The organism is Streptomyces sp. NPDC056503 (assembly GCF_042794995.1).
GTDB lineage: Bacteria > Actinomycetota > Actinomycetes > Streptomycetales > Streptomycetaceae > Streptomyces.
Map to the genome: position 1 here is coordinate 1 of NZ_JBHTST010000034.1, position 25,272 is coordinate 25,272.

Genomic DNA, 25,272 nt, shown 5'->3' on the forward strand with positions numbered 1-25,272 from the left:
GCGGAAGGTCCTTCCGCCGGGGGCGCGCTCTCTTCGCGGTGCGGGGGTCAGTCGACCGCCAGGCCCTTCAGGCGCTTGGCGATCGTGGTGAGGCGGGTGCCCTGGTAGCGGGCGGCGGCCAGGACGTTCTCGGCGGGGGCGCCGTTGGCGGCGGGGTGGGCGGTGCCGTAGGGGTTGCCGCCGGCCGCGTACACGGCGGGGTCGGTGAAGCCGGGGGAGACGATGACCGAGCCCCAGTGGTGGAAGGTGTTGTAGAGGGCGAGCAGCGTGGACTCGTTGCCGCCGTGGAGGTTGTGGGCGCTGGTGAAGGCGGTGGCGGGCTTGTCCGCCAGGACGCCGCGCTGCCAGAGGCCGCCGGTGGTGTCGACGAACTGCTTGAGCTGGGCCGCCACGTTGCCGAAGCGGGTCGGGGAGCCGAGCGCGTACGCGTCCGCCCACTCCAGGTCGTCGAGGGTGGCGAGCCCGACGCCCGCGGTGGCGTCCACGTGGGCGCGCCAGGCCGGGTTGGCGTCGATCGCGGCGTCCGGGGCCAGTTCGGGCACCCGGCGCAGGCGGACCTCGGCGCCGGCCTTCTCGGCGCCCTCGGCGACGGCCTGGGCGAGCTGGTGCACGGCACCGGTGGACGAGTAGTAGACGACGGCGACCTTGACGGACATGACGGGCTCCTCGCACACGACGACCGGTAAGCGGATTGGTTTCCGTTTAACTGGTCCGAGGCTAAACGGATAACGATCCGGATTGCAAGGGGGGCAGGTATGCTCGGAGGACGGGGACATCGACGACGGGGGCGCGACGAAGGGCAGGAACGGGCCGATGAGCACGAGAACACCGGGCATCCCGGGGCCGGACGACGACGGGTCCGCGCGGCTGCTCACCGTGCTGCCGACCGCACCCGGCACCGGGCCGAACGCCGGCCCCGGCAGCGGCCCCGCTCCCGTCTCCGAGCGCGCCGACGCCGCCCGCAACCGGCGCCGGATCCTCGACGCCGCCGCCCGGATCGTCGCCGAGAAGGGTCCCGACGCGGTCACCATGAACCAGGTCGCCCACGCCAGCGGCATCGGCGTCGGCACCGTCTACCGCCGCTTCGGCGACGTCTCCCAGCTGCTGTGGGCGCTCCTCGACGACCGCGAACGGCAGTTCCAGGAGGCGTACATGAGCGGGCCTCCGCCGCTCGGCCCCGGCGCCCCCGCCGACGAACGGCTCGACGCCTTCCTCGACGCGCTCGTCGACCGGGTCGCCGAACAGCGCCCCATCCTGCTCGCCGCGCACTCCGCGGCGCCCCGCGCCCGCTACCACAGTGGCGCCTACCAGGTCATGCACACGCACGTGGCGATGCTGCTCTCCCGGCTCCGGCCCGACGCCGACTCCACCCTCCTCGCCCACCTCCTCCTGGCCCCCTTCTCGCCGGACCTGATGCACCACCTCGCGGTGGAGCAGGCGCTTCCCGCGGAGCGGGTCAAGGCGGGCGTACGGGAGCTGCTCGGCCTCCGGGCGTGACGGGAGGCCGGGCGGGCGGGGCGGGCGGGGCGGTACGAGAAGGCCGGGCGTCTCCAGGAGACCGGACGGGCCGGAGGTCCGGGTGGAGCCGGGAGGCCGGGCGTCTCCCGGAGGCCGGGCGTCCCCGGAGGTCCGGCGTCTCCCGGAGGCCGGGCGTCCGGAAGCCCCCGCCCCCGGGAGTCCAGCCCTCGGAATCCTCTGGACCCGGGATCCGGGCGCGGCTCACGATCGCCTCATGACCACCGCGCCGAAGACCTTCCTCATCCTCCACGGGTTCCAGAACCACCGGCCCGTCGGCCACTGGCAGCACTGGCTCGCCGGGGAGCTGCGCGCACGCGGGCACGAGGTGCGCTACCCGCAGCTGCCCGAGCCGGACGCGCCCGTCCTCGACGACTGGATCGCGGCGCTGGAGGAGCACGGGAAGCGGCCGGCCGAGGGCGAGTTCGTCGTCCTCGCGCACAGCCTGTCCGTGCTGCTCTGGCTGCGGGCGGGCGCGCGTCGGCCCGCGGCCGACCGGGTGCTGCTCGTCGCCCCGCCCTCCCCCGCCGTCACCGCCTCCGTCCCGGAGATCGCCGGCTTCGCCGACGGGCTCGACCTCGCCGAGGAGGGCGTGACGGCCCGGCTCGTGTACGGGGACGGGGACCCGTACTGCCCCGAGGGCGCCGACCTGCACTACGGCACCCCGCTCGGCCTCGGGCTCGACCTCGTCGCGGGCGGCGGCCACCTCAACCCCGACACCGGCTTCGGGCCCTGGCCCGCCGTCCTGCGCTGGTGCGAAAACCCGGGGGACCGGATCACCGGCGCCGAGTAGCGTCGGGCGGATGCGATCCGAGCCCTCTCCCCCTCCCTCGTCCCCAGCCCCGTCCCCGTCCCCGTCCCCGTCCCCGTCCCCGTCTCCGACCCCGGCCCCGGCCCCGGCCCCGGCCCCGTACGAAACCGGGCTGCTCGACGTCGGCGACGGCAACCGCGTCCACTACGAGGTCCACGGGAACCCGCGGGGCAAGCCCGCGCTCGTCGTGCACGGCGGGCCGGGCTCCGGGTCCTCCCGGAACTCTCCCCGGCTCTTCGACCCGGAGAAGTACCGGGTCGTCCAGTTCGACCAGCGCGGCTGCGGGCGCTCCCTCCCGCACGCGAGCGACCCGGCCGCCGACCTCTCCGTGAACACCACGGCCCATCTGGTGGCCGACATGGAGCTGCTCCGGGTTCACCTGGGGATCGACCGGTGGCTGCTGTACGGCGGCTCATGGGGCTCGACGCTGATCCTGGCGTACGCGGAGGCGTACCCGGAGCGGGTGAGCGAGATCGTCATCGCCGCCGTCACCACCACCCGACGCTCCGAGACGGCCTGGCTGTACGAGGGGGTCGCCCGCTTCTTCCCCGAGGCGCACGAGCGGTTCCGGGCCGGTGTGGACCACGCGGAGGACCTGGTGGGGGCCTACGCGGCCCGGATGAACCACCCCGACCGGGCCGTCCGGGAGCGCGCGGCGGCCGACTGGTGCGCCTGGGAGGACGCCGTCCTGTCGATGGAGGGCATGGGGACCCCTTACACCGACCGCGTCGACGACACCCGGCTCGGCTTCGTCCGGATCTGCTCGCACTACTTCGCGCACGGCGCCTTCCTGGAGGAGGGCGCCCTGATCCGGGACGCGCACCGGCTCGCCGGCATCCCCGGCGTGCTGATCCACGGCCGGCTCGACATGGGCGGGCCCCTCGCCACCGCCTGGGAGCTGACCCGGGCCTGGCCGGACGCCGAGCTCCACGTGGTGGAGGCGGCGGGGCATCTGGGCGGCGACGAGACCCGGCGCCTGGTCGTCGACGCCCTGGAGCGCTTCGCGGACGCCTGAGCCCGTGCGTCTGAGCCCGTGCGCCGGACCTAGGACGCCTGAGCCCGTGCGCCGGACCTCGGACGCCTGAGCCCGTACGCCGGACCTCGGGCGGACGGACCTCGGGCGGACGTCCCGCCGGGCGGACCCGCCCGCCCGGCGGGATCATCGAACCATGAGCCCCGCGAGCACGAAGAGCGTCGACAGGACCAAGAGCACCGGGATCCGCCTCGCCCGGGATCCCGAGGCCCTCCGGCGGACCGCCGACAGCGGCGAGGGGCCGCTCGCGAACGTCCGCGCCCCCCAGCGGGAGGTGAAGGCCGATGCCAAAGCGGCGAAAGCCGTCAAGGCGACCAAGGACGGCAAAACCTCAGGGAATTGAGAATTCCAGATGTCAATCCTGTTCAAGGTGACATGAATTGCGCCGAACGTGTTCACAGAACGCCCTTCCGGTGGCTAACTTCCCCTCAACCTCGTCCCCATCGGGAAGGACTTCTGTGAACGCAACGCAGCGTCGTACCGCGGCCATCCTCGCCGCGGCGGCCCTCGCCACCCCCCTGGTCCTCGCCTCTCCGGCCACCGCCGTGAAGGACCCCGCCGCCGCGCCCGCCCGGGACGCCGCGAAGCTGGCGAAGAAGCTGGTCCGGGAGACCACCGGCCAGGACGCCTTCAAGCACCTGCAGAAGTTCCAGGCGATAGCCGACTCGGCCGGCGGTCACCGCGCGGCCGGCTCCCTCGGTCACGACGCCTCGGCCGCGTACGTGTACACGCAGCTCAAGAAGGCCGGCTACAACGTCTCGTACGAGAAGTTCGACTTCGTCTACACCGAGACCACCGCCGAGAAGGCCTCCGTCCTCGGCGACGCGCCCCGCGCGCTCGACATCCGGGCGATGACCTACACCAAGTCCACCCCGGTCGGCGGCATCACCGCCGGTCTGGCCGCCGTCCCGGTCGACGCCGACGGCACCACCGGCTGCGAGCCGGCCGACTTCGCCTCCGGCACCTTCACCGGGAAGATCGCCCTGATCAAGCGCGGCGGCTGCACCTTCGCCGTGAAGCAGGAGAACGCCGCCGCGGCCGGCGCCGTCGGCGCGATCGTCTACAACAACACCGCGGGCCTGCTCTCCGGCACCCTCGGCGCCGCCGACGCCGGCAAGGTGCCGACCGCCGGTCTCTCCCAGGCCGAGGGCGAGCAGCTCGCCGCCGACCTCGCCAAGGGCCCGGTGAACCTCTCCTTCGAGGTCCGCCAGCTCAACGAGAACCGCTCCACCAACAACGTCATCGCGGAGACCAAGGGCGGCAACGCCGCCAACACCGTGATGCTCGGCTCGCACCTCGACTCCGTCACCGCCGGCCCCGGCATCAACGACAACGGCTCCGGCTCCGCCGGTCTCCTCCAGACCGCCCTGGAGCTCGCCAAGTCGAAGGACCAGGTCCGCAACAAGGTCCGCTTCGCCTGGTGGTCCGCGGAGGAGAACGGTCTCCTCGGCTCCGAGCACTACGTCGCCAACCTGACGGAGCTCGACAAGAAGGAGATCAAGCTCTACCTCAACTTCGACATGATCGCCTCGCCGAACTACGGCCTGTTCGTGTACGACGGCGACGACTCGGACGGCGTCGGCGCGGGCGCCGGCCCCGCGGGTTCCGCGCAGCTGGAGCGCGACATCAACGACTTCATGGACAAGCGCGGGCTCCCGCACGAGGGCACCGACTTCACCGGCCGCTCCGACTACGGCCCGTTCATCGAGGTCGGCATCCCCTCCGGCGGCACCTTCACCGGCGCCGAGGGCATCAAGACCCCCGAGCAGGCCGCCAAGTTCGGCGGTGAGGCGGGCGTCGCCTACGACGTGAACTACCACGCCAAGGGCGACGACATCACCAACGTCAACCGCGAGGCCTTCGACGCCAACATCGACGTCATCGCCAACGCCGTGGGCACCTACGCCCACGACATCTCCTCGCTGCGCAAGCCGGTCGTCTCCGTGCCGACCACGGGCGACGCGGGCAGCGGCGGCGGCCTGCACGACGACCACCACGAGGTCACCGAGTAGCAGGCGGACGGGCCACCGGCCGGCCGGTGGCCGCCGCGTGGTCGGCGCGTGGTCGGTGGCGGGCGGCCGTCACCGCCTGCGGCGGGCCGTCCCGAAGATCGAGCGGCTGATCTCCCGGCCCAGCTGGGTGCCGACCGACCGGGCGAGGGACCTGAACATCCCGCTGCCGACGACCTGTTCGACGAGCGAGGGCTCCTCCTTGGGGGCCCTCGCTCCCGTCTTCGCCTCCGCCTTCGCTTCCGCTTTCGCCTCCGCCTTCGCTTCCGCTTTCGCCTTCGCCTCCGCCTTCGCTTCCGCTTCCGCCTCCGCCTTCGCGGCCTCCGCGCGGGCCGCCTCCGCCGTGCGCGCCTCCTCGTCCGCCGACAGGCGCTCGTACGCCGACACCCGGTCCACCTCCGGCGCGTACCGCCCGTACAGCGGCGAGCCCTTCACCGCCGCGTCGAGCGCGGCCGCGTCGACCGGCCCCATCAGCGACTCCGGCGCCCGCAGCCGGGTCGCCGCCACCGGGGTCGGCGCGCCCCGCTCGCTCAGTACGGTGACCACCGCCTCGCCCGTACCCAGCGAGGTCAGCACCTCCTCCAGGTCGTAGGCCGACGCGGGGAAGGTCCGCACGGTCGCCTTCAGGGCCTTGGCGTCGTCCGGGGTGAAGGCCCGCAGCGCGTGCTGCACCCGGTTGCCGAGCTGGGCGAGGACGTCCGCCGGCACGTCCTTCGGGGTCTGGGTCACGAAGAAGACGCCGACGCCCTTGGACCGGATCAGCCGGACCGTCTGGGTGATCGACTCCAGGAAGGCCTTCGACGCCCCCTTGAAGAGGAGGTGGGCCTCGTCGAAGAAGAAGACCAGCTTCGGCTTCTCCTGGTCGCCGACCTCCGGCAGTTCGTTGAAGAGGTCCGCGAGCATCCACATCAGGAAGGTCGAGAAGAGCTGCGGCCGCTCCCGCACGGAGGGCAGCTCCAGGACCGAGACCGTCCCCCGCCCGTCCGGCGCGGTCCGCAGGAACGCGGAGGTGTCGAACTCCGGCTCCCCGAAGAAGCCGCCCGCGCCCTGCTGCTCGAAGGCGGTCAGGGCGCGCAGGATCACCCCGGCGGTCACCGTCGACAGACCGCCGATCCCCTTCAGCTCGGGCCTGCCGACGTCCGAGACGAGGAAGGCGACCACCGCCCGCAGGTCCTTCAGGTCCACCAGCTCCAGGCCCTTGGCGTCGGCGTAGTGGAAGATCAGGCCGAGCGACTGCTCCTGCGTCCGGTTCAGCTGGAGCACCTTGGAGAGCAGCACCGGGCCGAAGCCGGTGACGGTGGCGCGGACCGGGATGCCGGGGCCGGTGCCGCCGAGGCCGTAGAACTCGCAGGGGAAGCCGGTGGGCGTCCACTCCTGGCCGACCTGCGCGGCCCGCTCGCGTACCTTCTCGCCGTCCTCGCCGGGGGCCGAGACGCCGGAGACGTCGCCCTTGATGTCGGCGAGGAAGACCGGGACGCCCTGGGCGGAGAGCTGCTCGGCGATCAGCTGGAGGGTCTTGGTCTTGCCGGTGCCGGTGGCGCCGGCGACGAGGCCGTGCCGGTTGAGGGCGGGCAGGGGGATCCGTACGCGCGCGTCCGGGTGACAGATCCCGTCCCACAGCACGGCGCCCAGGTCGAGCGCGGGGCCCTCGAAGGCGTACCCGGCGGCGATCCCGGCGACCGGCCCGGGAAGCGCGCCGGGCGGTTCCTGGGCGGGCGCGGGCGGTTCCTGGGCGGGCGCGGCAGTGGGGCCGGGTGCCGGGCCGGGCGGCTCCGGGGTCGTCGGCTGCTGCTCCGGCTCGCTCATGCGGCACCCCAATGTCGCTTATGTCATGGTCCGTGACAGCATCCCATCGGTTCCGCGTGGCTGCGCCGGTAGCCGCTCGCCCGGTAGGCTTTCCGTGTGATCTTCAAGCGCATCGGAAACGGCCGACCGTATCCCGACCACGGCCGGGAAAGCACCCGGCAGTGGGCGGACGTCGCCCCGCGCCCGGTCCGCCTCGACCAGCTCGTCACCACCAAGGGCCAGCTGGACCTGGAGACCCTGCTCGCCGAGGACTCCACGTTCTACGGCGACCTCTTCGCGCACGTCGTGAAGTGGCAGGGCGACCTGTACCTCGAGGACGGACTGCACCGCGCCGTCCGCGCGGCCCTCCAGCAGCGCCAGGTGCTCCACGCGCGCGTGCTCGAGATGGACTGACGCGCCGCCGCACCAGGCCGGACCGACAGCACCGGAGCAGGCCCGAGCGACACCGCCGGAGCAGGTCCGACCGCGATGTCCGGGCCGGTCCGCGGGCTCCCCGAGGGGCGTCCGCGGCTGATCCTTTCGGGGGCAGTTCGCGCCCATCCGGCCGCGATCACATGATCATCAAGTAGGCATCGCGCACGGGCGGCATTACGCTGCGCCCATGAGCATGCTCACTCCCCCCGGCATGGGCGGAAAGTACCGCATCACGGGGGATGTCTACCCGCGCATGCGTCGACCCCACCGCCGGCGCAGGATCGTCCTGGCCTCGACCGCCGCGGTGGTCGTGCTCGGCGCGGCCGGCTGGGGCACGCTCCAGCTCGTCGACGTCTTCTCCGGCGGCGACGACACCCGGAAGACCACCGCCGGCAAGCAGGCCGACTGCAAGCCCGCGCCCACCCCCAGCGCCACGGCCGCGGCCAAGCCGCCCAAGCCCGCGCAGGTCACGGTGAACGTCTACAACGCGACCCCGCGCAAGGGACTCGCCAAGGCCACCGCCGACGAGCTGAAGAAGCGCGGCTTCGCCATCGGCAAGATCGGGAACGCGCCCGCCGCCTACGACAAGAAGGTCCCCGGCGCCGGGCTGCTGCTCGGCGCCCCGGCCGCCACCAAGGGCACCTTCGCCGTCCTCGGCACCCAGCTCGCGGGCGCCACGACGAAGGTCGACGCCCGCACCACGGCGGACGTCGACCTCATCATCGGTACGGCCTTCAAGACCCTGTCGCCCAAGGCGACGGCGGACGCGGCCCTCGTGGCCCTGAACAAGCCGAAGCCGGTACCGGGCCGCTGCTGAGCCCCGTGGGCCCGGGCCCGGGCCCGGAAGCCCGGAGCCCGGAGCCCGGAGCCCGGCGGGAGGGTCCTACTCGGCGGTGCCGTACATGCGGTCACCGGCGTCGCCCAGGCCCGGGACGATGTAGCCGTGCTCGTTGAGCCGCTCGTCGACCGAGGCCGTCACGACCGTCACCGGCGTGCCGGCGAGCTCGCGCTCCATGACCTCGACGCCCTCCGGGGCGGCGAGCAGCACCACGGCCGTCACGTCGTCCGCGCCGCGCCGGATCAGCTCCTGGATCGCCGCGACCAGCGTGCCGCCGGTCGCCAGCATCGGGTCGAGCACGTACACCTGGCGGCCGGACAGGTCCTCCGGCATCCGGGTGGCGTAGGTCGACGCCTCCAGCGTCTCCTCGTTGCGGATCATGCCCAGGAAGCCGACCTCGGCCGTCGGGAGCAGCCGCACCATGCCGTCGAGCATGCCGAGCCCGGCGCGCAGGATCGGGACGACCAGCGGGCGCGGGTACGACAGCTTCACGCCGCTCGTCGGCGTGACGGGGGTCTCGATGTCGACCCGCTCGGTCCGCACGTCCCTGGTGGCCTCGTAGGCGAGCAGGGTGACCAGCTCGTCGGCGAGCCGGCGGAAGGTCGGGGAGTCCGTGCGCTTGTCGCGCAGGGTGGTGAGCTTGTGGGCGACCAGCGGGTGATCGACGACGTGGAGACGCATGACCCCACAGTAGCCCGCCCCGCACCGGGCACCGGCCCACCACCGGCACCGCGCGCGAGTGGCACCGAGCCGCCGCCGGCGCGGCGCGCGAACGGCACCGAGCCGCCCCGGGCACCACGCGCGAACGGCACCGGCCCGTCCCCGGGCACCGCGCGCGAACGGCGTCGACCCACCACTGGCATGGAACCGCGCGGCTGCGGCAAGGTGGGGAGCACAGGGACCCAGCGATGGGGTGGTGTGGCCGATGCCCAACCCGAAGAACACATCCGGCCGGGCGCCGGAGAAACAGCCGGACAGCGACACGGAGACCGACGCGGAGCGCCGCAGGCGCCGCGCCCAGTTCCTCCGTGAGCTCGGCGAGGCCAAGGCGCTGCGCGACCGGGTCCAGCCCCGGCGCGCCCGGGCGGCCCGCATGAGACAGGCGATGCGCATGCGCACCTTCCGTTGGTGAGGCCCCTGGCCACGACGGCCGCGCCCCCTCCGTGCGCCGGGGTCGTACGCCCACCCGAACGCGGTGTGGTTCAGACTGATGCACGACGCAAGAGCCGAAGACCTCTCCTCAGGCCGTCGTTTCTGTCACGATGCCGATTGGGCGGGGCTCAGGAGCGCGCCGCCGGATCATCACACCTCTGATCAGTGGGAGAGTCAGGTGTACTTCGCCGCACTGCTCGCGCGCACCGAAGACGGGTGGGAAGCGAGCGATACGGAGCTCGACGACGTGGAGACGCTGGCGGACCTGGCCGATCTGGCCCGTGAGGCGGCGGCCGACGAGGGGGAGACCGTCCTCGTCTTCATCGAGCAGGAGGACGCGTGGTTCGGCATCGTCCGCGTCGACGGAGAGGACGACCCCCGGGTCTACGTCTCCCACGCGGCGGCCGCGGCCCGGTCCTCGTACGGGGAGATCCTCACCTCGGAACTGCTCGGCGCCGACGACCCGGACAGCGAGCTGGACGAGCTCGACAAGCTCGCGGACCTGGACGGCACCGAGGACGGTGAGCCGGAGCACGCGGCCGGCGAGGACCGCGACGAGGACGACGCCTCCGCCGGGAGCGCCGGCATCGCGCCGGCCGGCCCGCTCGGGGAGGGCCGGATCCTCGCCGACCTCGGCATGTCGGAGCGGACCCTGCTCGGCCTGAGCGAGGACGCCCTCGGGGAGATCGCCGACGCCATCGGCGCCTCCGAGATCCTGGAGGCCGTCCGCTAGTGCCACCCGCCGTACCCGGCCCCGTGCCGGACCCCTGGCGGGACGCCATGCGTCTCGCCCTCGCCGAGGCCGACGCGGCCGTGCCGGCCGGTGACGTACCGGTCGGCGCGGTCGTGCTCTCGCCGTCCGGCGAAGTCCTCTCCCTCGGTCACAACGAGCGGGAGGCGACCGGCGATCCGACCGCCCACGCCGAGCTCCTGGCGCTGCGCCGGGCCGCCGCCGCCACCGGCGAGTGGCGGCTGACCGGCTGCACCCTCGTGGTGACCCTGGAGCCCTGTGTGATGTGCGCGGGCGCACTGGTCCAGTCCCGCGTCGAGCGGGTCGTGTACGGCGCCGACGACGAGAAGGCGGGCGCCGCCGGCTCCCTGTGGGACCTCGTCCGCGACCGCCGCCTCAACCACCGTCCGGAGGTCGTCCGGGGCGTCCTCGGCGAGGAGTGCGCGGAGCGGCTCACCGCCTTCTTCCGCGCTCGCTGAAACGGATTTCTTGCCTGGGCGACTTTGGGCTAAGCTCTCTCTCGGTAGCGTGTCCGAGCGGCCGAAGGAGCTCGCCTCGAAAGCGAGTGTGGGGAAACTCACCGAGGGTTCAAATCCCTCCGCTACCGCCACTACGAAGGGCCCGACGCGAAAGCGCCGGGCCCTTCGGCGTATCCGCTCCTCCTTCCCCCGCCCCCTTCCCCCGCGCGATCGCGGTCACGGCGGATGCGGGTGCGGTCACGGCGGATGCGGCGGTACGGGGCGGACACGTCGAAGGGCCCCGGCGCACCACCGGGGCCCTTCGACGTCCTGCTCGCGTCCCTGCTCACGTCCCGCCTGACGTGGGGACGGGGGGAGCGGCATCGGGGGGACAAGCCGCTCCCCCCGATGAGAACCGGTCCGGCAAGCCCTGCGCCGCAGTCAGGGGGAAGCTCGCGGCGCGGACCCCGCAGTGCGGGCCGGTTCCATGTGCCCTGCGGATTCCTGCCAGATCCGCCGGGCTCGACATCCATCCTGCCCCCGGTGCACCCGTCCGGGGGATGGCGAAAGACCCCGAACGCAGGGCCCTTGGTCCATAAAGGCTCGGTTAGAGTGGGCCACCGCCGAGGCGGGGTGACGGTACGGGGAGGGGAGGGGCTGATGTCCCAGGCGAGGAAAGTCGCGGTCTACGCGTTCGGGGTCTTCGTGCTGTACGCGATCATCACCGCCCCCGACCGCTCCGCCGAGCTGGTCCAGATAGGCTTCGAGGGCCTTTCCAGCGCCGCCAAGGGTGTCGGAGAGTTCATGACCGAACTCATCAACTAGGAGCCCTCCGTGATCCGCCATCTGGTCCTCTTCAAGCTCGCCGAGGGTGTCGAGCGGGACGAGCCGCGTGTCGTCGCCGGCGTGGAGGCCTTCCGGGCGCTCGGCGGCCAGATCCCCGAGCTGCGCTTCTGGGAGTGCGACTGGAACGTGTCGGAGCGGCCGATCGCCTACGACTTCGCGATCAACTCGGCCGTGGAGGACCTGGAGGCGCTCCAGCGGTACCTCGACCACCCGGCGCACCAGGCGGGCGTGGCGCTCTGGCGCGAGTTCTCCACCTGGGTGATCGCGGACTACCCCTTCTAGGGCGGTTCCAGGGCCGTTCGGCCCCGTACGTCTCCGAGACCCCCCGCCGTCCGGGCGGGGGGTCTCGCGCGTTTCCGCCCACCACGCCTCTGGCCTCCGGTTTTTCGTCCACCATGCCTTCAACACGTGCTGATGCGGTGCTTGCACACAGTGGACATGTCTTGTGATGCTATGACCGCTTTTGATGGATGAGTTGACCGTTTGACCGTAGTTGTCCCAATCGACCAGCTACACCAGCCAAAGGGGTGGCGTGAACGTGCCGGCCAGTACAGCGCCTCAGGTCCCGCCCCAGCACGAGGGAGGCGAGGCCGCGGACGCCCCCCGCCCCCGGGACCGGAGCACTCGCGGCGCCGACACCAGGGCGCTCACCCAGGTGCTCTTCGGGCAGCTCAAGAACCTGGAGCCGGGCACCCCCGAGCACGACCGGGTGCGCGCCGCGCTCATCGAGGCCAACCTGCCGCTCGTGCGGTACGCGGCGGCCCGCTTCCGCTCGCGCAACGAGCCGATGGAGGACGTCGTCCAGGTCGGCACCATCGGACTCATCAACGCCATCGACCGCTTCGACCCGGACCGGGGCGTGCAGTTCCCGACCTTCGCCATGCCCACCGTGGTCGGCGAGATCAAGCGGTACTTCCGCGACAACGTCCGCACCGTGCACGTGCCGCGCCGGCTGCACGAGCTGTGGGTGCAGGTGAACGGTGCCACCGAGGACCTGACGACCGCCCACGGCCGCTCCCCCACCACCGCCGAGATCGCCGAGCGGCTGCGGATCGGCGAGGACGAGGTGCTCGCCTGCATCGAGGCCGGACGGTCGTACCACGCCACCTCCCTGGAGGCCGCGCAGGAGGGCGACGGGCTGCCCGGACTGCTCGACCGGCTCGGTTACGAGGACCCCGCGCTCGCCGGCGTCGAACACCGCGACCTGGTCCGGCACCTGCTCGTCCAGCTGCCCGAGCGGGAGCAGCGGATCCTGATGCTGCGCTACTACAGCAATCTGACGCAGTCCCAGATCAGCCAGGAGCTCGGGGTCTCGCAGATGCACGTGTCAAGGCTCCTCGCCCGCAGCTTCGCCCGGTTGAGATCCGCAAACAGAATCGAGGCATGACCGGATCGGGTAGACCGGTTCGGAGCGGTTCCACGGCACCCCCTTTGCCGTACACCCCTTGTTTCCTGCGGATATGCGTCCACTCCTTGTCGACAAGTCACTACAGCGTGTTGCCGACATGTGACATTCTGCTGGGGACGCGTTTGCCGCAGCCCCACGGCCGGTATTCAGGTGGAAGCTGCGTTCCTCCGATGGTCGCGGCCCACCGCGACCGTCCGCGACCTCTAGGGGGTGGCATGTCCGCAGATCAGGGCAGCTCGAAGGTGCTCACGCTCACGCCCGTTCCGGTCCTCGTGTCCGAGCCCGTACCCATGCAGAAGACGGCGACGACGGCGGCCGAGAGCGAAGCGCTCCTCCCCCCGCCGCCGCCCGCCGCCGCCCCGGAGACCCTCGACACCCGCACCCTCTCCCGCTCCCTGTTCCTGCGGCTGCGCGCCCTCGACACCGCGGGCACCGCGGCCGACAGCCCGGAGCGCACCTACGTCCGCGACACCCTCATCGAGCTGAACCTGCCGCTCGTGCGGTACGCGGCGGCCCGCTTCCGCTCGCGCAACGAGCCGATGGAGGACATCGTCCAGGTCGGCACCATCGGCCTGATCAAGGCGATCGACCGCTTCGACTGCGAACGGGGCGTGGAGTTCCCGACGTTCGCGATGCCGACGGTCGTCGGCGAGATCAAGCGCTTCTTCCGCGACACCTCGTGGTCGGTGCGCGTCCCCCGCCGGCTCCAGGAGCTGCGGCTCGCCCTCACCAAGGCCAGCGACGAGCTCGCGCAGAAGCTCGACCGCTCGCCGACCGTCCCCGAACTCGCCGCCGTCCTGGGCGTGTCGGAGGAGGACGTCGTCGACGGCCTCGCGGTGGGCAACGCGTACACGGCCTCCTCGCTCGACTCGCCCTCCCCGGAGGACGACGGCGGCGAGGGCTCCCTCGCGGACCGCCTCGGCTACGAGGACACGGCCCTGGAGGGCGTCGAGTACCGCGAGTCGCTGAAGCCGCTGCTCGCCAAACTCCCGCCCAGGGAGCGGCAGATCATCATGCTCCGCTTCTTCGCGAACATGACCCAGTCGCAGATCGGCGAGGAGGTCGGCATCTCGCAGATGCACGTCTCGCGCCTGCTCACCCGGACCCTGGCGCAGCTCCGCGAGGGCCTGATCTCCGACTGACTTCCGCGAACACGCCTCTTGTTGACGTTCCGTCAGCCACACTGGGACGCATGAGGCGCAGGAAGCAGCCGGTACTCGTGGCGGTGGCGCTCTGCCTCGGCGGAGCGCTCACCGCGTGCGGAGGCGGAGGAGACGGCGAGGGATTCGCGGCGGTCGGCGCCGGTCCCTCGCCCGGCGGCGCGGTCGCCCCCTCGGGCGCGGTCACCCTGGTCCCGCTGGACAGCCCCACGGCGAGCGGCACCACCTCCAGCACCTCGTCCCCGCCTCCGGGCCCGGACGCACCGGAGCGCCCTGGCCCGTCCCCGTCGCCCTCGCCGCCCCTCGGCACGGGTCCGGGGTCCGGATCGGGGTCCGGATCGGGGTCGGGGTCGGGGTCGTCCGGTTCCGGGTCTGGTCCCGGGTCCGGGTCCGGAGGGCGTACGGAGTCGGGGGCGCCGCCCGGGGGTTCCTCCGGCGACGGCTCGTCGTCCGGCGCGACGACCGCCCCTCCCGGTACCCCCGGCACCACCCCCGCGCCGCCCCCGTCCACCACGCCCGTCCCCCCCGCGCCCCGGCCGTCCACACCGACGCCGGCGCCCGGGCCCGCCGTGCTCTCGGTCTCCGCGCCGGTCACCGCCGACGGCGACGAGCGCTGGTGCGAACGGGTCACGGTGACCTTCCGGAACACCGGCGGCTCCCCCGTCGCCTCCGGCACGGCGAGCTTCGCCACCCATGTCATCGGCGCGCTCGGCATCGACTGGGGCACGGTCACCACCAGCCAGCCGCTGCCGGCCCCGATCGCCGCCGGGGCCGCGCGGAAGCAGACGTACACGGTCTGCGTGGAGTCCTGGCGGGTGCCGCTCGGCATGCGCGTCGACACCCGCGAGGTGACCGCTAGCTGGCGGTGAGCCCGTACCGGACCCCCGTCAGCTCCTCGGAGAGGTCCCAGAGGCGGCGGCCCGTCTCCGGGTCGGCCGCGGCGGCCGAGGGCTTGACCCGGGCCGGGACGCCGCGCAGTTCGCCGAGGCCGTCCGGGCCGATGAAGTCCCCGCCGGCCGCGTCCGGGGCGGTGGCGGCGTACAGCTGGGGCAGGACTCCGCGCTCCGGTCGCTGGGCGACGAGCGGGTTGCCGATCCGGCCGTAGAAGAAGCGGGCGAGGCCGGTGGCGTCGCGGGTCTGGAGGCTGGTCGCGGTGTAGCCGGGGTGGGCGAGGACGCTGCGGACCTGACTGCCGGCGGCGGTGAGACGGCGGTGCAGCTCGCGGCCGAAGACCGCGTTGGCGAGCTTCGACTGGTTGTAGAAGGCCATCGGGGCGTAGCCGCGCTCGCCCGCGAGGGCGGCGGGGTCGTCGAGGCGGAGCCTGCCCTGGCGGTGCACCAGCGAGCTGACGGTGACGACCCGGCCGCCGGCCGGCAGGCGGTCGAGGAGGAGGCCGGTGAGGGCGAAGTGGCCGAGGTGGTTGGCGGCGAACTGGAGCTCGTGGCCCTGGGCGCTGAGCGTGCGGGGCGGGCCCATCACGCCCGCGTTGTTGAGGAGCACGTCCAGGCGCGGATGGTCGGCGCGCAGGTCCTCGGCGAAGGCGCGCACCGAGTCGAGGTCGGCGAGGTCGATCCGGCGGACGGTCAGGAGGTCCCCGTCGATCCCCTCGGCGGTGAGGGCGGCGACCGCCTGCCGGCCCTTCTCCTCGTCCCGTACGGCGAGGACGACCCGCCCGCCCCTCCGGGCGAGGGCGCGGGTGGTCGCGAGACCGAGGCCGCCGGTGGCTCCGGTGACGACGTGGACCCGCCCGCTGAGGTCGGGGATGGCATCGGCGGTCCAGTGCTGGATACGCGTACGACTCATGCGACACACACTGCCCCTGGTGTCACTCGGTGTCAACCACGTCGTTGACTGCCTTCGGCGACACCGCGTTACCATCGACGCGTGAGCACCCCACCCGGCCCCCGCACCCCGGCGCCCGCGCCCCCCGCCTCCACCCTCGCCCAGCGCAAGAGGCAGCTCGTCGCCACCGAGCTGACCGAGACCGCGCTCCAGCTCTTCGCGCACAAGGGGTTCGAGGCCGTCACCGTGGACGAGGTCGCGACGGCCGTCGGGGTCTCCAAGCGGACGTTCTTCCGGTACTTCGCGTCCAAGGAGGACGTCGTCGTCCAGTTCCTGGCCGGGATGGGCGCCGAGATGCGGGCGGAGCTCGCGGCCCGGCCGGCCGGCGAGCGGACCTCGGCCGCGCTGCTGCACGCCGTCTCCGTGCCGCTCGCCGCCTGCGGGGACCACGCCGAGCGCACCCTGCCCGTGGTCCGGCTGATCCTGCGGACGCCCGCGCTGCTCGCCCGCTTCCTGGAGCACGAGGCCGGGTGGCGCGAGGAGCTGGCCGGGGAGCTCGCCGTCCGGCTCGGGCTCGACCCGGCGGAGTCGCTCCATCCGGCGCTCGCGGCCGGCATGGCGCTCAGCGCCTTCGACACGGTGCTGCGCCGCTGGAGCGAGGACGCCCGGGCCGCCGACCCGCGCGCCCTGATCGAGCAGGCCTTCGAGCTGCTGGCCCCGGCCCTGGACGCCGCCGGGTGACGCGGAGGGGCCCGATCCGTGCGGATCGGGCCCCTCCGGGTGGGGTCGCGAACGGGAGGAGTCAGAAGGCGGCGAGCCAGACGACGCCCGCGACGACCACGATCGCCGCGATCACACCGGCGATCACGCCGACGCGCGGGCCGCCCGTCGCGGCCGTGGCCTGCTGCGGCTGGTGCTGGTTCTGCGGGGTGCCCTCGTCGACGAAGGCGCGGAACATCTGGGTGCTGCCGGCGGGGTCGTAGCCCTCGGGGCCCTGGGCGCCCTGGCCGTACGGTGCTTGCGGGTTGTGTGCCATGGGCCAGGACCCTAGCGAAATCGGGGCGAGGGGCCCAAGCCCTGGCACTCCGCCTCCCCCACACCCCCTCCACGCCTCCCCTTTGCCGATTCTTTAGCGCCGTTTGACCGATTTAGTTTGCCTGGAGCAACCATCCATCTCTATGGTTGCCCTAAGCAACAAGTTGGAAGGGGTCCGGACTCCGTGGAGCCGAGCAGCAGCCGCTACGAGGACCTCGCCCGCGCCATCAGCGCGATCGGGGCCGTGAAGCGCGGCGTCGCCCGCGTCCTGCCCGGCGACTGCCAGGGCGGCGCCGCCGCCGTCCTCGCCATGCTCAAGCACCACGGGGACATGCGGACGAGCCGGCTGGCCGAACTGATGGCCGTGGACATGTCCGTATGCAGCCGCCACGTCGCGCACACCGTCTCGCGCGGCTGGGTCGAACGACTGCCCGACCCCGACGACGGCCGCTCCCGCATCCTGCGGCTGAGCCCCGAGGGCTTCGCCATGCTCACCGAGCTCGACCGCCGGGTGACCGAAGCCTTCACCCGCTACCTCGCGGAGTGGTCCGACGACGACGTCGCACTGCTCACCACCCTGCTCGCCCGACTCCGCGACTCCTTCGGGGACTGCCGGGCCATCCACGCCTGACCACGCCGACCGCGCGTGAGCCCGCCCGACCACGCTTGAAACCAGAGGAATCCCACTTCATGGCTACGACCACACCCGAGACCGGTGTGCGGGGCGCCCCGGCCGCCGAAACCGGAGACTCCGCCACTCCGATGACGCACCGTCAGATCATGGAGGCGCTCTCCGGGCTGCTGCTCGGCATGTTCGTCGCCATCCTGTCCTCGACGATCGTCTCCAACGCCCTCCCGCAGATCATCACCGACCTGGAGGGCGGCCAGTCCGCCTACACCTGGGTCGTCACCGCGACCCTGCTCTCGATGACCGCCACCACCCCGCTCTGGGGCAAGCTGGCCGACCTCTTCTCCAAGAAGCTGCTCATCCAGATAGCCCTGACGATCTACGTCGCGGGCTCGATCGTCGCGGGTCTCTCCCAGTCCACCGGCATGCTCATCGCCTGCCGCGTGGTCCAGGGCGTCGGCGTCGGCGGTCTCACCGCCCTCTCCCAGATCATCCTCGCCGCGATGATCGCCCCCCGTGAGCGCGGCCGCTACAGCGGCTACCTCGGCGCGGTCTTCGCCGTCGCCACCGTCGGCGGCCCGCTGCTCGGCGGCGTCATCACCGACACCGAGTGGCTCGGCTGGCGCTGGTGCTTCTACGTCGGCGTGCCGTTCGCGATCATCGCGCTGGTCGTCCTCCAGAAGACCCTCAAGCTCCCCGTCGTGAAGCGCGAGGTCAAGGTCGACTGGGCCGGCGCCTTCTTCATCAGCGCCGCCGTCTCCCTGCTCCTCGTCTGGGTCACCTTCGCCGGCGACAAGTACGACTGGATGTCCTGGCAGACCGCCGCCATGGTCGGCGGATCGGTCCTGCTCGGCGCGGTCTTCGTGTTCGTCGAGTCCCGCGCCTCCGAGCCGATCATCCCGCTGCGGCTCTTCCGCAACCGGACCATCACGCTCGCCTCGCTCGCCTCGCTCTTCGTCGGCGTCGCGATGTTCGCCGGCACCGTCTTCTTCAGCCAGTACTTCCAGCTGGCCCGCAACGAGTCGCCGACCATGTCCGGCGTCCTCACCATCCCGATGATCGCCGGCCTCTTCGTCTCCTCGACGGCCTCCGGCCTGATCATCACCAAGACCGGCCGCTGGAAGGCCTGGCTGATCAGCGGCGGCGCGCTCGCCACCGCGGGCCTGGGCCTCCTCGGCACCCTGCGGTACGACACCCCGTACTGGCACATCGCGCTCTTCATGGCGGTGCTCGGCCTGGGCATCGGCATGATGATGCAGAACCTGGTGCTCTGCACGCAGAACCAGGTCGCCCCCGCCGACCTCGGCTCCGCCTCCTCCGTCGTCACCTTCTTCCGCTCCCTCGGCGGCGCGATCGGCGTCTCGGCGCTCGGCGCGGTCATGGCCCACCGGGTCACCGACTACGTCAAGGAGGGCATGGCGGAGCTCGGCCCGAAGGCCGCGGCGGCGATGGGCCAGGGCGGCACCGGCGGCGGCATCCCCGACATGGACAAGCTCCCCGGCCCGATCCGCACCGTCTTCGAGAGCGCGTACGGACACGGCGTCGGCGACGTCTTCCTCTACGCGGCGCCCTTCGCGCTGCTCGCCTTCCTGGTGACGCTCTTCATCAAGGAGGTCGCGCTGAAGAGCAACACCGTCACGGCGGAGGACGCCTAGAAGACTCCCGGCCGCGCTTCGAGCGGAGGCGCGACCGGGTCGGAACGGAGCGGCGGGCAGGGGACGGCCCGCCGCTCCGTCATGCCTCCGGGGCCTCCCGGGCCACCATCGCCTCGATGCCGGCGACCAGGAGGTCCAGGGCGAAGGCGAAGTCCCGGTCCCAGATGTCCGTGACGGAGCCGTGCGTGGCCCGCTCGTCGAGGAGGTCCGCCATAGGCTCCAGCGCCTCCATGAAGGCGGGGTCCTCCCTGAACGCCTTGACCGACTCGCCGTAGAAGTCGTCCGCGTCCATCCCGGCCTCGACGGCCCGCCGCCCGAACTGCGACTCGATCGTCCCGTAGCCGTACACGAACTGGAAGACCGCCGACATCGCGCTCGGCTGCCGGCCGACCGGCAGCCCGGTGTCGCGGATCGCCTGCTGGATCCTCGCGCCGACGGCGATCGCGTTCGGCCCGATGTTCAGGTACTGGCCCGCGCACGGCGACATCCACGGGTGGCGCACCAGCATGCGGCGGTAGTGCAGGGCGAGCGTCCGGAGGCGCTCCCGCCAGTCGGCCCCGGCGGCGACCGCGTCCAGGTCGACCTCCCCGTACACGGTGTCGATCGCGTACTCGATGATGTCGTCCTTGGTGTCCACGTACCAGTACAGGGACATCGCGGTCACGCCGAGCTCGGCGGCCAGCCGGCGCATCGACAGCTTGGCGAGCCCGTCCTGGTCGAGCATCCGGACCGAGGCGGCCACGATCCTGTCCCGGTCGAGCCCGGCCGGGCCGCCGCCCGTGCGGGCGGCCCGTCGCTCCAGCCAGACACTGGAGCCCGCCGGGTTCTTCTCCCGGTCCGCGGCCTTGACCATGCGGTTCCTCCGTCCGTCGGCGCTCGTGACCATGCTAGGCAGCGGTGACGGTCTCGGGTGCCACGGACTGCTCCGCCCGCTCCGTCCGCTCCGCCCGCCGGAGCAGGAAGGCGGCGAGCAGACCGCCGACGAGGACGGCGACCGCGCCGACCAGCTGGCTGGTCTGGAGCCCGGAGGCGAAGGCGTCGGAGATCCGCGCCCGCTCGACCTCGTCGCCGGCCGCGGCGAGGGCCGCGGGGAGCGAGGTGGCGGTGACAGTGACGAGGGCGGCGAAGCGGGCGTTGAGGACGGCGCCGAGGACGGCGACGCCGAGGCCGTTGCCGAACTCGGCGAGGGTGCCGTTGACGCCCGCGCCCACACCGGCCTTCTCCGGCGGGATCGCGCTCATGATCGCGTTGGCCATGGCCGGGTTGGAGACCGCGAGGCCGATGCCCATGAGGACCAGGCCGAGCAGCATGCCCCAGTAGGTGCCGTCCGTGCCGCCGCCGATCAGGGCGATCGACGCGAGACCGGCCGCGACCAGCGTCATGCCGACCGTGACGGTGAGCGGGGTGCCGAGCTTCATCACGATCCGCGGGCCGATGCCGCTGAGGTTGAGGACGACCACGGTCAGCGCGAGCGGCGCCATCCGCAGGCCGGCCTCCAGCGGCGCGTACCCGAGCACGAACTGGAGGTGCTGGGTGAGCAGGAACATCGAGCCGCCCATCCCGAACATCACCAGGATGGCGCCGGCGACCGCGCCCACGAACTTCTGGTTGCGGAAGAAGTGCATGTCGAGCATGGGGTACGGGGTCCGCAGCTCCCACAGCGCGAAGGCGGCGAGCACCGCGACGCCGATCGCGGCCGGGACCAGCACCTCGGTGGAGGTCCAGCCGTGCTCGGGGCCGGTGATGATCGCGTACACGGCGGCGGTCATGCCGATGGTGGAGAGCAGCGCGCCGAGCAGGTCGGGGCGGTCGCCCTGGGGGTTCTTCGACTCGGGGACGAGCTTGAGGACGGCGACCAGGCCGACGACCGCCACCGGGATGTTGACGAGGAAGATCATCCCCCACCAGAAGTGCTCGATGATGACGCCGCCGATGAGGGGCCCCGCGGCGAAGCCGAGCGAGCCGACGGTGGCCCAGAGGGCGATGGCCTTCACGCGCTCGGAGTCGTCGAAGATCTGCATGACGACGGCGAGGGTGGTGGTCATCAGGAGCGCTCCGCCGACGCCCATGCCCGCGCGGGCGGCGATCAGCTGCGCGGTGGAGTCGGCGAGTCCGGCGGCGAGCGAGCCGAGGCCGAAGAGCGCGAGGCCGACGGCGAGCAGCTTCTTGCGGCCGTAGCGGTCGGCGGCGTTGCCGGCGGTCAGGAGCAGGCCGGACTGGACGAGCGAGTAGGCGTTGATCATCCACTGGATGTCGCTGGTGGAGGCGTGCAGCTCCGTGGTCAGCGAGGGGATGGCGACGCTGAGGACGGTGTTGTCGAGCAGCACGGTGAGCTGGGCGAGGCAGATGACGCCGAGGATCAGCCAGCGCTGGGGATGGCCGCCTGTCGCCGTGGGCGTGGCCGTCATGGAAACTCCTTTACGGTGTACGAGGCTCTGGGCTCGTACACCGTATAGGAGGTCTCGTACGCTGTATAGGGCTTTTACTTCGGGGCGGTCAGGTCGTAGAAGGTGGCGCTGCCGACGGTGGTGGCGGTGAAGTTCTCCTGGACCCAGGTGCTGATGTCGGAGCTGCCGCCGCCACCGGGGCCGCCCATGCCGCCGCCTCCGCCGCCTCCGCCGATGAAGTAGTGGATCCGGCCTTCGGCGACGTACTGCTTGAACTGGGCGAGGGTCGGGGACGGGTCGCTGCCGTTGAAGCCGCCGATCGCCATGACCGGCTTCTCGGTGGCGAGCTGGTAGCTGGCCGCGTTCTGGGCGCCGATGGCCGCGGCGGCCCAGGTGTACGCGTCGGCGTCCTGGAGCAGCTTCGCCTTGGCCTCCGCCCCGACGCTGGCGCCGTTGAGGAGTCCGCCCATGCCGCCGCCCATGCCGCCGCGTTCACCGAAGCCGGGCATCTGGCCGGCCGGGAGCTGCGTCTGACCGCCCCCCTGCGCCTGGCCGTTCGGAGCCTGGCCGTTCGGAGCCTGGCCGCCCTGGGCCTGGCCGTTGGGGACCTGGCCGCCCTGGGCCTGGCCGCCGCCCGGGAAGCCGTTCGGGAAGCCGTTCGGGGGCTGCATGCCGTTGGGGGGCTGCATGCCACCGCCCTGATTGCCGCCGGTCCCGCCGTCCGGACGCTGCCCGGCGCCGTCCGTGCGCTGGCCGCCGCCGGGGAAGCCCCCGCCTCCCCCCGGTCCGCGGCCGCCGAAGCCGGCGCCCGACGGGCCCGCCGTGACGATGGAGCCCTGGTGCCCGGTGGAGAGCGTCTCCAGGGTGTACGCGAACGGGCCCGCGAGTCCCGCCGCCAGGCCGAGGCCCGCCGCGGCGAGTCCCAGCCGCCGGTCGACCCGGCCCGCGGCGAGCAGGCCGACCGCGGCCACCGCGCCCGTACCGAGCACGGTCCAGCGCAGCCACGGCAGGTAGTCCGGCGTACGGCCGAGCAGGGTCCAGCCCCACCAGGCCGTCACGCCGACCGCCGCCGCGAGGCCCGCGGAGGCGAGGATCCTCGTCCGCTCCTCCCACAGCACCGCGGCGCCCATGCCGATCAGGGCGGCGAGGTACGGGGCCAGGGCCACCGTGTAGTACTCGTGGAAGATGCCGGCCATGAAGCTGAAGACGCCCAGCGTCATCAGCAGAGATCCGCCCCACACCAGGAACGCGGCCCGGGCCGTGTCCGTGCGCGGCGCCCGCCAGGTGACGACGAGTCCGGCGAGGAGCAGGAGCAGCGCGGCCGGGAGCAGCCAGGAGATCTGGCCGCCGATGGAGTCGTTGAACATGCGCAGCAGCCCGGTCTCGCCCCAGCCGCCGCCCTGCCCGCCGCCGCGTCCGCCGCCGCCACCGACGCTGCCGACCTCGTTGCCGTTGATCCGGCCGAGGCCGTTGTAGCCGAAGGTCAGCTCCAGGAAGCTGTTGTTCTGCGAGCCGCCGACGTACGGGCGCGAGGCCGCCGGCCAGAGCTCGACGAGCGCCACCCACCAGCCGCCGGAGACGACCAGCGCCAGCCCGGCGAGGCCCAGCTGGCCGAACCGCCGCAGCGGACGGGCCGGGGCGCACACCGCGTACACGAGCGCGAGCGGCGGCAGGATCAGGAAGGCCTGGAGGGTCTTCGTCAGGAACGCGAAGCCGAAGGCGACCCCCGCCGCGACCAGCCACTTCGTGGCCCCCTCGGCCCGCTCCAGGGCCCGCAGCACCGCGTACACGGCCACGGTCATCAGGAGCGCGAGCAGCGCGTCCGGGTTGTTGAAGCGGAACATCAGCGCGGCGACCGGGGTGAGCGCGAGCACCGCGCCCGCGATCAGGCCGGCGCCCGCGCCGAAGCGGCGGCGGACGGCCGCGTACAGCACGGCGACCGTGCCCACGCCCATCAGCACCTCGGGCAGTAGGATCTGCCAGGAGCCCAGGCCGAAGAGGCGGACGGAGAGCGCCATCGGCCAGAGGGCGGCCGGCGGCTTGTCGACGGTGATGGCGTTGGCCGCGTCGAGGGAGCCGAAGAAGAAGGCCTTCCAGCTCTCGCCTCCGGCCTGGACGGCCGCCGAGTAGAAGGAGTTGGCGTAGCCGGAGGCGCTCAGGTTCCAGAGGTAGAGCGCGGTGGTGACGGCGAGCAGGCCGAGGAAGGCGGGGCGCACCCAGGGGGCGTCGTCGGGGCGGCCGCGCCAGAGCCGGGCGAGCCGGCCGGGCGCCCGGGGGCCGGCGTGCGCGACCGGTGTCGCGGGCGGTGTCAGAGCGGTCATCGGGGGTCCCCCGTGGGGTGTCGGCGGTCCGGGAAGACCCAGAGCCGGAAGAGCAGGAAGCGCAGCACGGTCGCGGCGAGGTTGGCGACGACGAGCACGGCGAGTTCGGTGGAGTGCGCCGGGTCGCCGGTGGCCGCGCCGAGCGCGGCGAGGGAGCCGCTGGTCAGGGCGAGGCCGATGGCGAAGACGACGAGCCCCTGTGCCTGGTGGCGGACGGCCCGGTCGCGGCCTCGGACGCCGAAGGTGAGCCGGCGGTTGGCGGCCGTGTTGGCGACGGCGGAGACCAGGAGGGCGGCGGCGTTGGCGATCTGGGCGCCGGCGCCGCCCCGGAAGAGGGAGTAGAGCGCGAGGTAGAAGAGCGTGGAGAGCACGCCGACCACGCAGAACCCGACGAGCTGGCGGGCGAGTCCGCCGGGGACGCCGGAGAGGTCGCGGTCGCGCGGGTCGTCGCCGAAGGGCCGGGCGAGCCGGTCCAGCGGCAGCGAGCCGGTCGCGAGCGCCCGTCCGACCCGCCAGACGCCCTTCAGGTCGTCGGTGGCGGTCCGCACGATGTGCACGGTCGAGTCGGGGTCGTCGACCCAGTCGACCGGCACCTCGTGGATCCGCAGGCCCGCCCGCTCGGCGAGGACGAGCATCTCGGTGTCGAAGAACCAGCCGGTGTCCTCGACCATCGGCAGCAGCCGCTCGGCGACATCGCGCCGGATCGCCTTGAAGCCGCACTGGGCGTCGGAGAAGCGGGCGGCGAGCGAGCCGCGCAGGATCAGGTTGTAGGCGCGGGAGACGAACTCCCGCTTGGGCCCGCGCACCACCCGCGAGGAGCGGGCGAGCCGGGAGCCGATGGCCAGGTCGGAGTGGCCGGAGATCAGCGGCGCGACCAGCGGGAGAAGCGCGTTCAGGTCGGTGGACAGGTCCACGTCCATGTAGGCGAGGACGGGGGCGTCGGAGGCCGACCACACGGTCCGCAGCGCCCGGCCGCGGCCCTTCTGTTCGAGCCGTACGGACCGCACCCCGGGCATCTCGGCGGCGAGGGCGGCGGCGATGTCGGGCGTGGCGTCGGTGGAGGCGTTGTCGGCGACGGTGACGCGGAAGCCGTACGGGAAGGTGCGCTGGAGGTGCGCGTGGAGGCGGCGGACGCACGGCTCCAGGTCCTTCTCCTCGTTGTAGACGGGGATCACCACGTCCAGAACGGGCCGGCCCGCTTCGCTCACCGGCAGGTGCTCCCGGGCGGGGAGGGTGCCGGGGGCCTGCGTCGCGGGCCCCGCGAGGGTGTGGGTTCGCATGTCC

General features: G+C 72.8%; 27 protein-coding genes and 1 tRNA gene. 19 read left to right on the forward strand and 9 right to left on the reverse strand.

All coding sequences use genetic code 11. The annotated features are described in order from the left end of the window. Window positions 1-47 precede the first annotated feature (47 nt). Window positions 48-656 (reverse strand): NAD(P)H:quinone oxidoreductase, encoded by a 609-nt coding sequence (gene wrbA, locus ACFQ8C_RS13145; RefSeq protein WP_383455797.1) that lies wholly within the window; start codon window positions 654-656, stop codon window positions 48-50. A gap of 157 nt (window positions 657-813) precedes the next feature. On the opposite strand from wrbA, the gene ACFQ8C_RS13150 reads away from it, so the two are divergent. The 5 genes from ACFQ8C_RS13150 (at window position 814) to ACFQ8C_RS13170 (ending at window position 5,371) form a co-directional block, all read left to right on the forward strand. Continuing rightward, complete coding sequence (locus tag ACFQ8C_RS13150) at window positions 814-1,497, forward strand: TetR/AcrR family transcriptional regulator (protein ID WP_383455798.1); 684 nt, start codon at window positions 814-816, stop codon at window positions 1,495-1,497. Window positions 1,498-1,732: 235 nt separating this feature from the next. Next, complete coding sequence (locus ACFQ8C_RS13155; protein WP_383455801.1) at window positions 1,733-2,308, forward strand: RBBP9/YdeN family alpha/beta hydrolase; 576 nt, start codon at window positions 1,733-1,735, stop codon at window positions 2,306-2,308. Window positions 2,309-2,318: 10 nt separating this feature from the next. Next, window positions 2,319-3,341, forward strand: a complete 1,023-nt coding sequence (gene pip / locus ACFQ8C_RS13160) for a prolyl aminopeptidase (RefSeq protein ID WP_383455804.1) — start codon at window positions 2,319-2,321, stop codon at window positions 3,339-3,341. 154 nt (window positions 3,342-3,495) lie between these two features. Beyond that, window positions 3,496-3,702, forward strand: a complete 207-nt coding sequence (locus ACFQ8C_RS13165) for a hypothetical protein (protein WP_383455806.1) — start codon at window positions 3,496-3,498, stop codon at window positions 3,700-3,702. Window positions 3,703-3,817: 115 nt separating this feature from the next. Beyond that, on the forward strand, window positions 3,818-5,371 hold the full coding sequence (locus tag ACFQ8C_RS13170) for a M28 family metallopeptidase (RefSeq protein WP_383455808.1): 1,554 nt from the start codon (window positions 3,818-3,820) through the stop codon (window positions 5,369-5,371). 69 nt (window positions 5,372-5,440) lie between these two features. Here the strand turns inward: ACFQ8C_RS13170 and ACFQ8C_RS13175 are convergent, their stop codons facing one another. After that, entirely contained in the window at window positions 5,441-7,174 is a 1,734-nt protein-coding gene (locus tag ACFQ8C_RS13175; RefSeq protein ID WP_383455810.1) for a helicase HerA-like domain-containing protein, read from the reverse strand. Between the two features lie 96 nt (window positions 7,175-7,270). Between ACFQ8C_RS13175 and ACFQ8C_RS13180 the strand changes: the two genes are divergently transcribed. Beyond that, window positions 7,271-7,567: a type II toxin-antitoxin system VapB family antitoxin gene (locus tag ACFQ8C_RS13180; RefSeq protein WP_006377352.1), complete on the forward strand. Its 297-nt coding sequence runs from the start codon at window positions 7,271-7,273 to the stop codon at window positions 7,565-7,567. Window positions 7,568-7,775: 208 nt separating this feature from the next. Beyond that, window positions 7,776-8,405: a LytR C-terminal domain-containing protein gene (locus ACFQ8C_RS13185; protein ID WP_383455813.1), complete on the forward strand. Its 630-nt coding sequence runs from the start codon at window positions 7,776-7,778 to the stop codon at window positions 8,403-8,405. 66 nt (window positions 8,406-8,471) lie between these two features. Here ACFQ8C_RS13185 and upp read toward each other — a convergent pair whose 3' ends face one another. Further along, window positions 8,472-9,107: a uracil phosphoribosyltransferase gene (gene upp, locus ACFQ8C_RS13190; protein WP_383455816.1), complete on the reverse strand. Its 636-nt coding sequence runs from the start codon at window positions 9,105-9,107 to the stop codon at window positions 8,472-8,474. A 244-nt stretch (window positions 9,108-9,351) separates the two neighbouring features. On the opposite strand from upp, the gene ACFQ8C_RS13195 reads away from it, so the two are divergent. The 9 genes from ACFQ8C_RS13195 to ACFQ8C_RS13235 all read left to right on the forward strand — a co-directional run bounded on the left by ACFQ8C_RS13195 (window position 9,352) and on the right by ACFQ8C_RS13235 (window position 15,049). Next, the gene (locus ACFQ8C_RS13195) at window positions 9,352-9,558 is read left to right on the forward strand and encodes a hypothetical protein (protein WP_383455818.1); all 207 of its coding nucleotides are present in this window, start codon (window positions 9,352-9,354) and stop codon (window positions 9,556-9,558) included. A gap of 198 nt (window positions 9,559-9,756) precedes the next feature. Further along, window positions 9,757-10,311 (forward strand): hypothetical protein, encoded by a 555-nt coding sequence (locus tag ACFQ8C_RS13200; protein ID WP_383455819.1) that lies wholly within the window; start codon window positions 9,757-9,759, stop codon window positions 10,309-10,311. A gap of 47 nt (window positions 10,312-10,358) precedes the next feature. Further along, the gene (tadA, locus tag ACFQ8C_RS13205; RefSeq protein ID WP_383455941.1) at window positions 10,359-10,787 is read left to right on the forward strand and encodes a tRNA adenosine(34) deaminase TadA; all 429 of its coding nucleotides are present in this window, start codon (window positions 10,359-10,361) and stop codon (window positions 10,785-10,787) included. 43 nt (window positions 10,788-10,830) lie between these two features. Beyond that, window positions 10,831-10,918: transfer RNA gene (locus ACFQ8C_RS13210), tRNA-Ser, on the forward strand. 508 nt (window positions 10,919-11,426) lie between these two features. Further along, entirely contained in the window at window positions 11,427-11,591 is a 165-nt protein-coding gene (locus ACFQ8C_RS13215) for a hypothetical protein (protein WP_360604463.1), read from the forward strand. 9 nt (window positions 11,592-11,600) lie between these two features. After that, on the forward strand, window positions 11,601-11,894 hold the full coding sequence (locus tag ACFQ8C_RS13220) for a Dabb family protein (protein WP_383455822.1): 294 nt from the start codon (window positions 11,601-11,603) through the stop codon (window positions 11,892-11,894). 256 nt (window positions 11,895-12,150) lie between these two features. Then, window positions 12,151-12,999 (forward strand): RNA polymerase sigma factor SigF, encoded by an 849-nt coding sequence (locus ACFQ8C_RS13225; RefSeq protein WP_383455823.1) that lies wholly within the window; start codon window positions 12,151-12,153, stop codon window positions 12,997-12,999. A 236-nt stretch (window positions 13,000-13,235) separates the two neighbouring features. Beyond that, window positions 13,236-14,162 (forward strand): RNA polymerase sigma factor SigF, encoded by a 927-nt coding sequence (locus ACFQ8C_RS13230; RefSeq protein WP_383455825.1) that lies wholly within the window; start codon window positions 13,236-13,238, stop codon window positions 14,160-14,162. Between the two features lie 587 nt (window positions 14,163-14,749). Further along, window positions 14,750-15,049: a hypothetical protein gene (locus ACFQ8C_RS13235; RefSeq protein ID WP_383455828.1), complete on the forward strand. Its 300-nt coding sequence runs from the start codon at window positions 14,750-14,752 to the stop codon at window positions 15,047-15,049. Here ACFQ8C_RS13235 and ACFQ8C_RS13240 read toward each other — a convergent pair. Next, the gene (locus ACFQ8C_RS13240) at window positions 15,036-15,983 is read right to left on the reverse strand and encodes an oxidoreductase (RefSeq protein ID WP_383455830.1); all 948 of its coding nucleotides are present in this window, start codon (window positions 15,981-15,983) and stop codon (window positions 15,036-15,038) included. The genes ACFQ8C_RS13235 and ACFQ8C_RS13240 overlap by 14 nt on opposite strands. A gap of 81 nt (window positions 15,984-16,064) precedes the next feature. Between ACFQ8C_RS13240 and ACFQ8C_RS13245 the strand changes: the two genes are divergently transcribed. Next, window positions 16,065-16,703: a TetR family transcriptional regulator gene (locus tag ACFQ8C_RS13245; RefSeq protein ID WP_383455833.1), complete on the forward strand. Its 639-nt coding sequence runs from the start codon at window positions 16,065-16,067 to the stop codon at window positions 16,701-16,703. Window positions 16,704-16,764: 61 nt separating this feature from the next. Here ACFQ8C_RS13245 and ACFQ8C_RS13250 read toward each other — a convergent pair whose 3' ends face one another. Further along, entirely contained in the window at window positions 16,765-16,998 is a 234-nt protein-coding gene (locus tag ACFQ8C_RS13250) for a hypothetical protein (protein ID WP_383455836.1), read from the reverse strand. Window positions 16,999-17,181: 183 nt separating this feature from the next. Between ACFQ8C_RS13250 and ACFQ8C_RS13255 the strand changes: the two genes are divergently transcribed. Continuing rightward, window positions 17,182-17,628, forward strand: coding sequence for a MarR family winged helix-turn-helix transcriptional regulator (locus ACFQ8C_RS13255; protein WP_383455839.1), 447 nt, complete (start codon window positions 17,182-17,184; stop codon window positions 17,626-17,628). A gap of 59 nt (window positions 17,629-17,687) precedes the next feature. After that, on the forward strand, window positions 17,688-19,280 hold the full coding sequence (locus ACFQ8C_RS13260; protein WP_383455841.1) for an MDR family MFS transporter: 1,593 nt from the start codon (window positions 17,688-17,690) through the stop codon (window positions 19,278-19,280). 79 nt (window positions 19,281-19,359) lie between these two features. Here the strand turns inward: ACFQ8C_RS13260 and ACFQ8C_RS13265 are convergent, their stop codons facing one another. The 4 genes from ACFQ8C_RS13265 to ACFQ8C_RS13280 all read right to left on the reverse strand — a co-directional run bounded on the left by ACFQ8C_RS13265 (window position 19,360) and on the right by ACFQ8C_RS13280 (window position 25,268). Next, the gene (locus ACFQ8C_RS13265) at window positions 19,360-20,133 is read right to left on the reverse strand and encodes a TetR/AcrR family transcriptional regulator (protein ID WP_383455843.1); all 774 of its coding nucleotides are present in this window, start codon (window positions 20,131-20,133) and stop codon (window positions 19,360-19,362) included. Between the two features lie 34 nt (window positions 20,134-20,167). Continuing rightward, on the reverse strand, window positions 20,168-21,688 hold the full coding sequence (locus tag ACFQ8C_RS13270) for an MFS transporter (protein ID WP_383455846.1): 1,521 nt from the start codon (window positions 21,686-21,688) through the stop codon (window positions 20,168-20,170). A 74-nt stretch (window positions 21,689-21,762) separates the two neighbouring features. After that, window positions 21,763-23,988: an ArnT family glycosyltransferase gene (locus ACFQ8C_RS13275; protein WP_383455849.1), complete on the reverse strand. Its 2,226-nt coding sequence runs from the start codon at window positions 23,986-23,988 to the stop codon at window positions 21,763-21,765. Further along, window positions 23,985-25,268, reverse strand: a complete 1,284-nt coding sequence (locus ACFQ8C_RS13280) for a glycosyltransferase (RefSeq protein ID WP_383455850.1) — start codon at window positions 25,266-25,268, stop codon at window positions 23,985-23,987. The genes ACFQ8C_RS13275 and ACFQ8C_RS13280 overlap by 4 nt, the downstream gene beginning before the upstream one ends. Between the last annotated feature and the right edge of the window lie 4 nt (window positions 25,269-25,272).

Bases quoted from the DNA above. Each gene is read 5' to 3' on its own strand.
- wrbA (WP_383455797.1), bottom strand. From the start codon at position 656: ATGTCCGTCAAGGTCGCCGTCGTCTACTACTCGTCCACCGGTGCCGTG.
- ACFQ8C_RS13150 (WP_383455798.1), top strand. From the start codon at position 814: ATGAGCACGAGAACACCGGGCATCCCGGGGCCGGACGACGACGGGTCC.
- ACFQ8C_RS13155 (WP_383455801.1), top strand. From the start codon at position 1,733: ATGACCACCGCGCCGAAGACCTTCCTCATCCTCCACGGGTTCCAGAAC.
- pip (WP_383455804.1), top strand. From the start codon at position 2,319: ATGCGATCCGAGCCCTCTCCCCCTCCCTCGTCCCCAGCCCCGTCCCCG.
- ACFQ8C_RS13165 (WP_383455806.1), top strand. From the start codon at position 3,496: ATGAGCCCCGCGAGCACGAAGAGCGTCGACAGGACCAAGAGCACCGGG.
- ACFQ8C_RS13175 (WP_383455810.1), bottom strand. From the start codon at position 7,174: ATGAGCGAGCCGGAGCAGCAGCCGACGACCCCGGAGCCGCCCGGCCCG.
- ACFQ8C_RS13185 (WP_383455813.1), top strand. From the start codon at position 7,776: ATGAGCATGCTCACTCCCCCCGGCATGGGCGGAAAGTACCGCATCACG.
- upp (WP_383455816.1), bottom strand. From the start codon at position 9,107: ATGCGTCTCCACGTCGTCGATCACCCGCTGGTCGCCCACAAGCTCACC.
- ACFQ8C_RS13195 (WP_383455818.1), top strand. From the start codon at position 9,352: ATGCCCAACCCGAAGAACACATCCGGCCGGGCGCCGGAGAAACAGCCG.
- tadA (WP_383455941.1), top strand. From the start codon at position 10,359: ATGCGTCTCGCCCTCGCCGAGGCCGACGCGGCCGTGCCGGCCGGTGAC.
- ACFQ8C_RS13215 (WP_360604463.1), top strand. From the start codon at position 11,427: ATGTCCCAGGCGAGGAAAGTCGCGGTCTACGCGTTCGGGGTCTTCGTG.
- ACFQ8C_RS13230 (WP_383455825.1), top strand. From the start codon at position 13,236: ATGTCCGCAGATCAGGGCAGCTCGAAGGTGCTCACGCTCACGCCCGTT.
- ACFQ8C_RS13240 (WP_383455830.1), bottom strand. From the start codon at position 15,983: ATGAGTCGTACGCGTATCCAGCACTGGACCGCCGATGCCATCCCCGAC.
- ACFQ8C_RS13250 (WP_383455836.1), bottom strand. From the start codon at position 16,998: ATGGCACACAACCCGCAAGCACCGTACGGCCAGGGCGCCCAGGGCCCC.
- ACFQ8C_RS13260 (WP_383455841.1), top strand. From the start codon at position 17,688: ATGGCTACGACCACACCCGAGACCGGTGTGCGGGGCGCCCCGGCCGCC.
- ACFQ8C_RS13265 (WP_383455843.1), bottom strand. From the start codon at position 20,133: ATGGTCAAGGCCGCGGACCGGGAGAAGAACCCGGCGGGCTCCAGTGTC.
- ACFQ8C_RS13270 (WP_383455846.1), bottom strand. From the start codon at position 21,688: ATGACGGCCACGCCCACGGCGACAGGCGGCCATCCCCAGCGCTGGCTG.
- ACFQ8C_RS13275 (WP_383455849.1), bottom strand. From the start codon at position 23,988: ATGACCGCTCTGACACCGCCCGCGACACCGGTCGCGCACGCCGGCCCC.
- ACFQ8C_RS13280 (WP_383455850.1), bottom strand. From the start codon at position 25,268: ATGCGAACCCACACCCTCGCGGGGCCCGCGACGCAGGCCCCCGGCACC.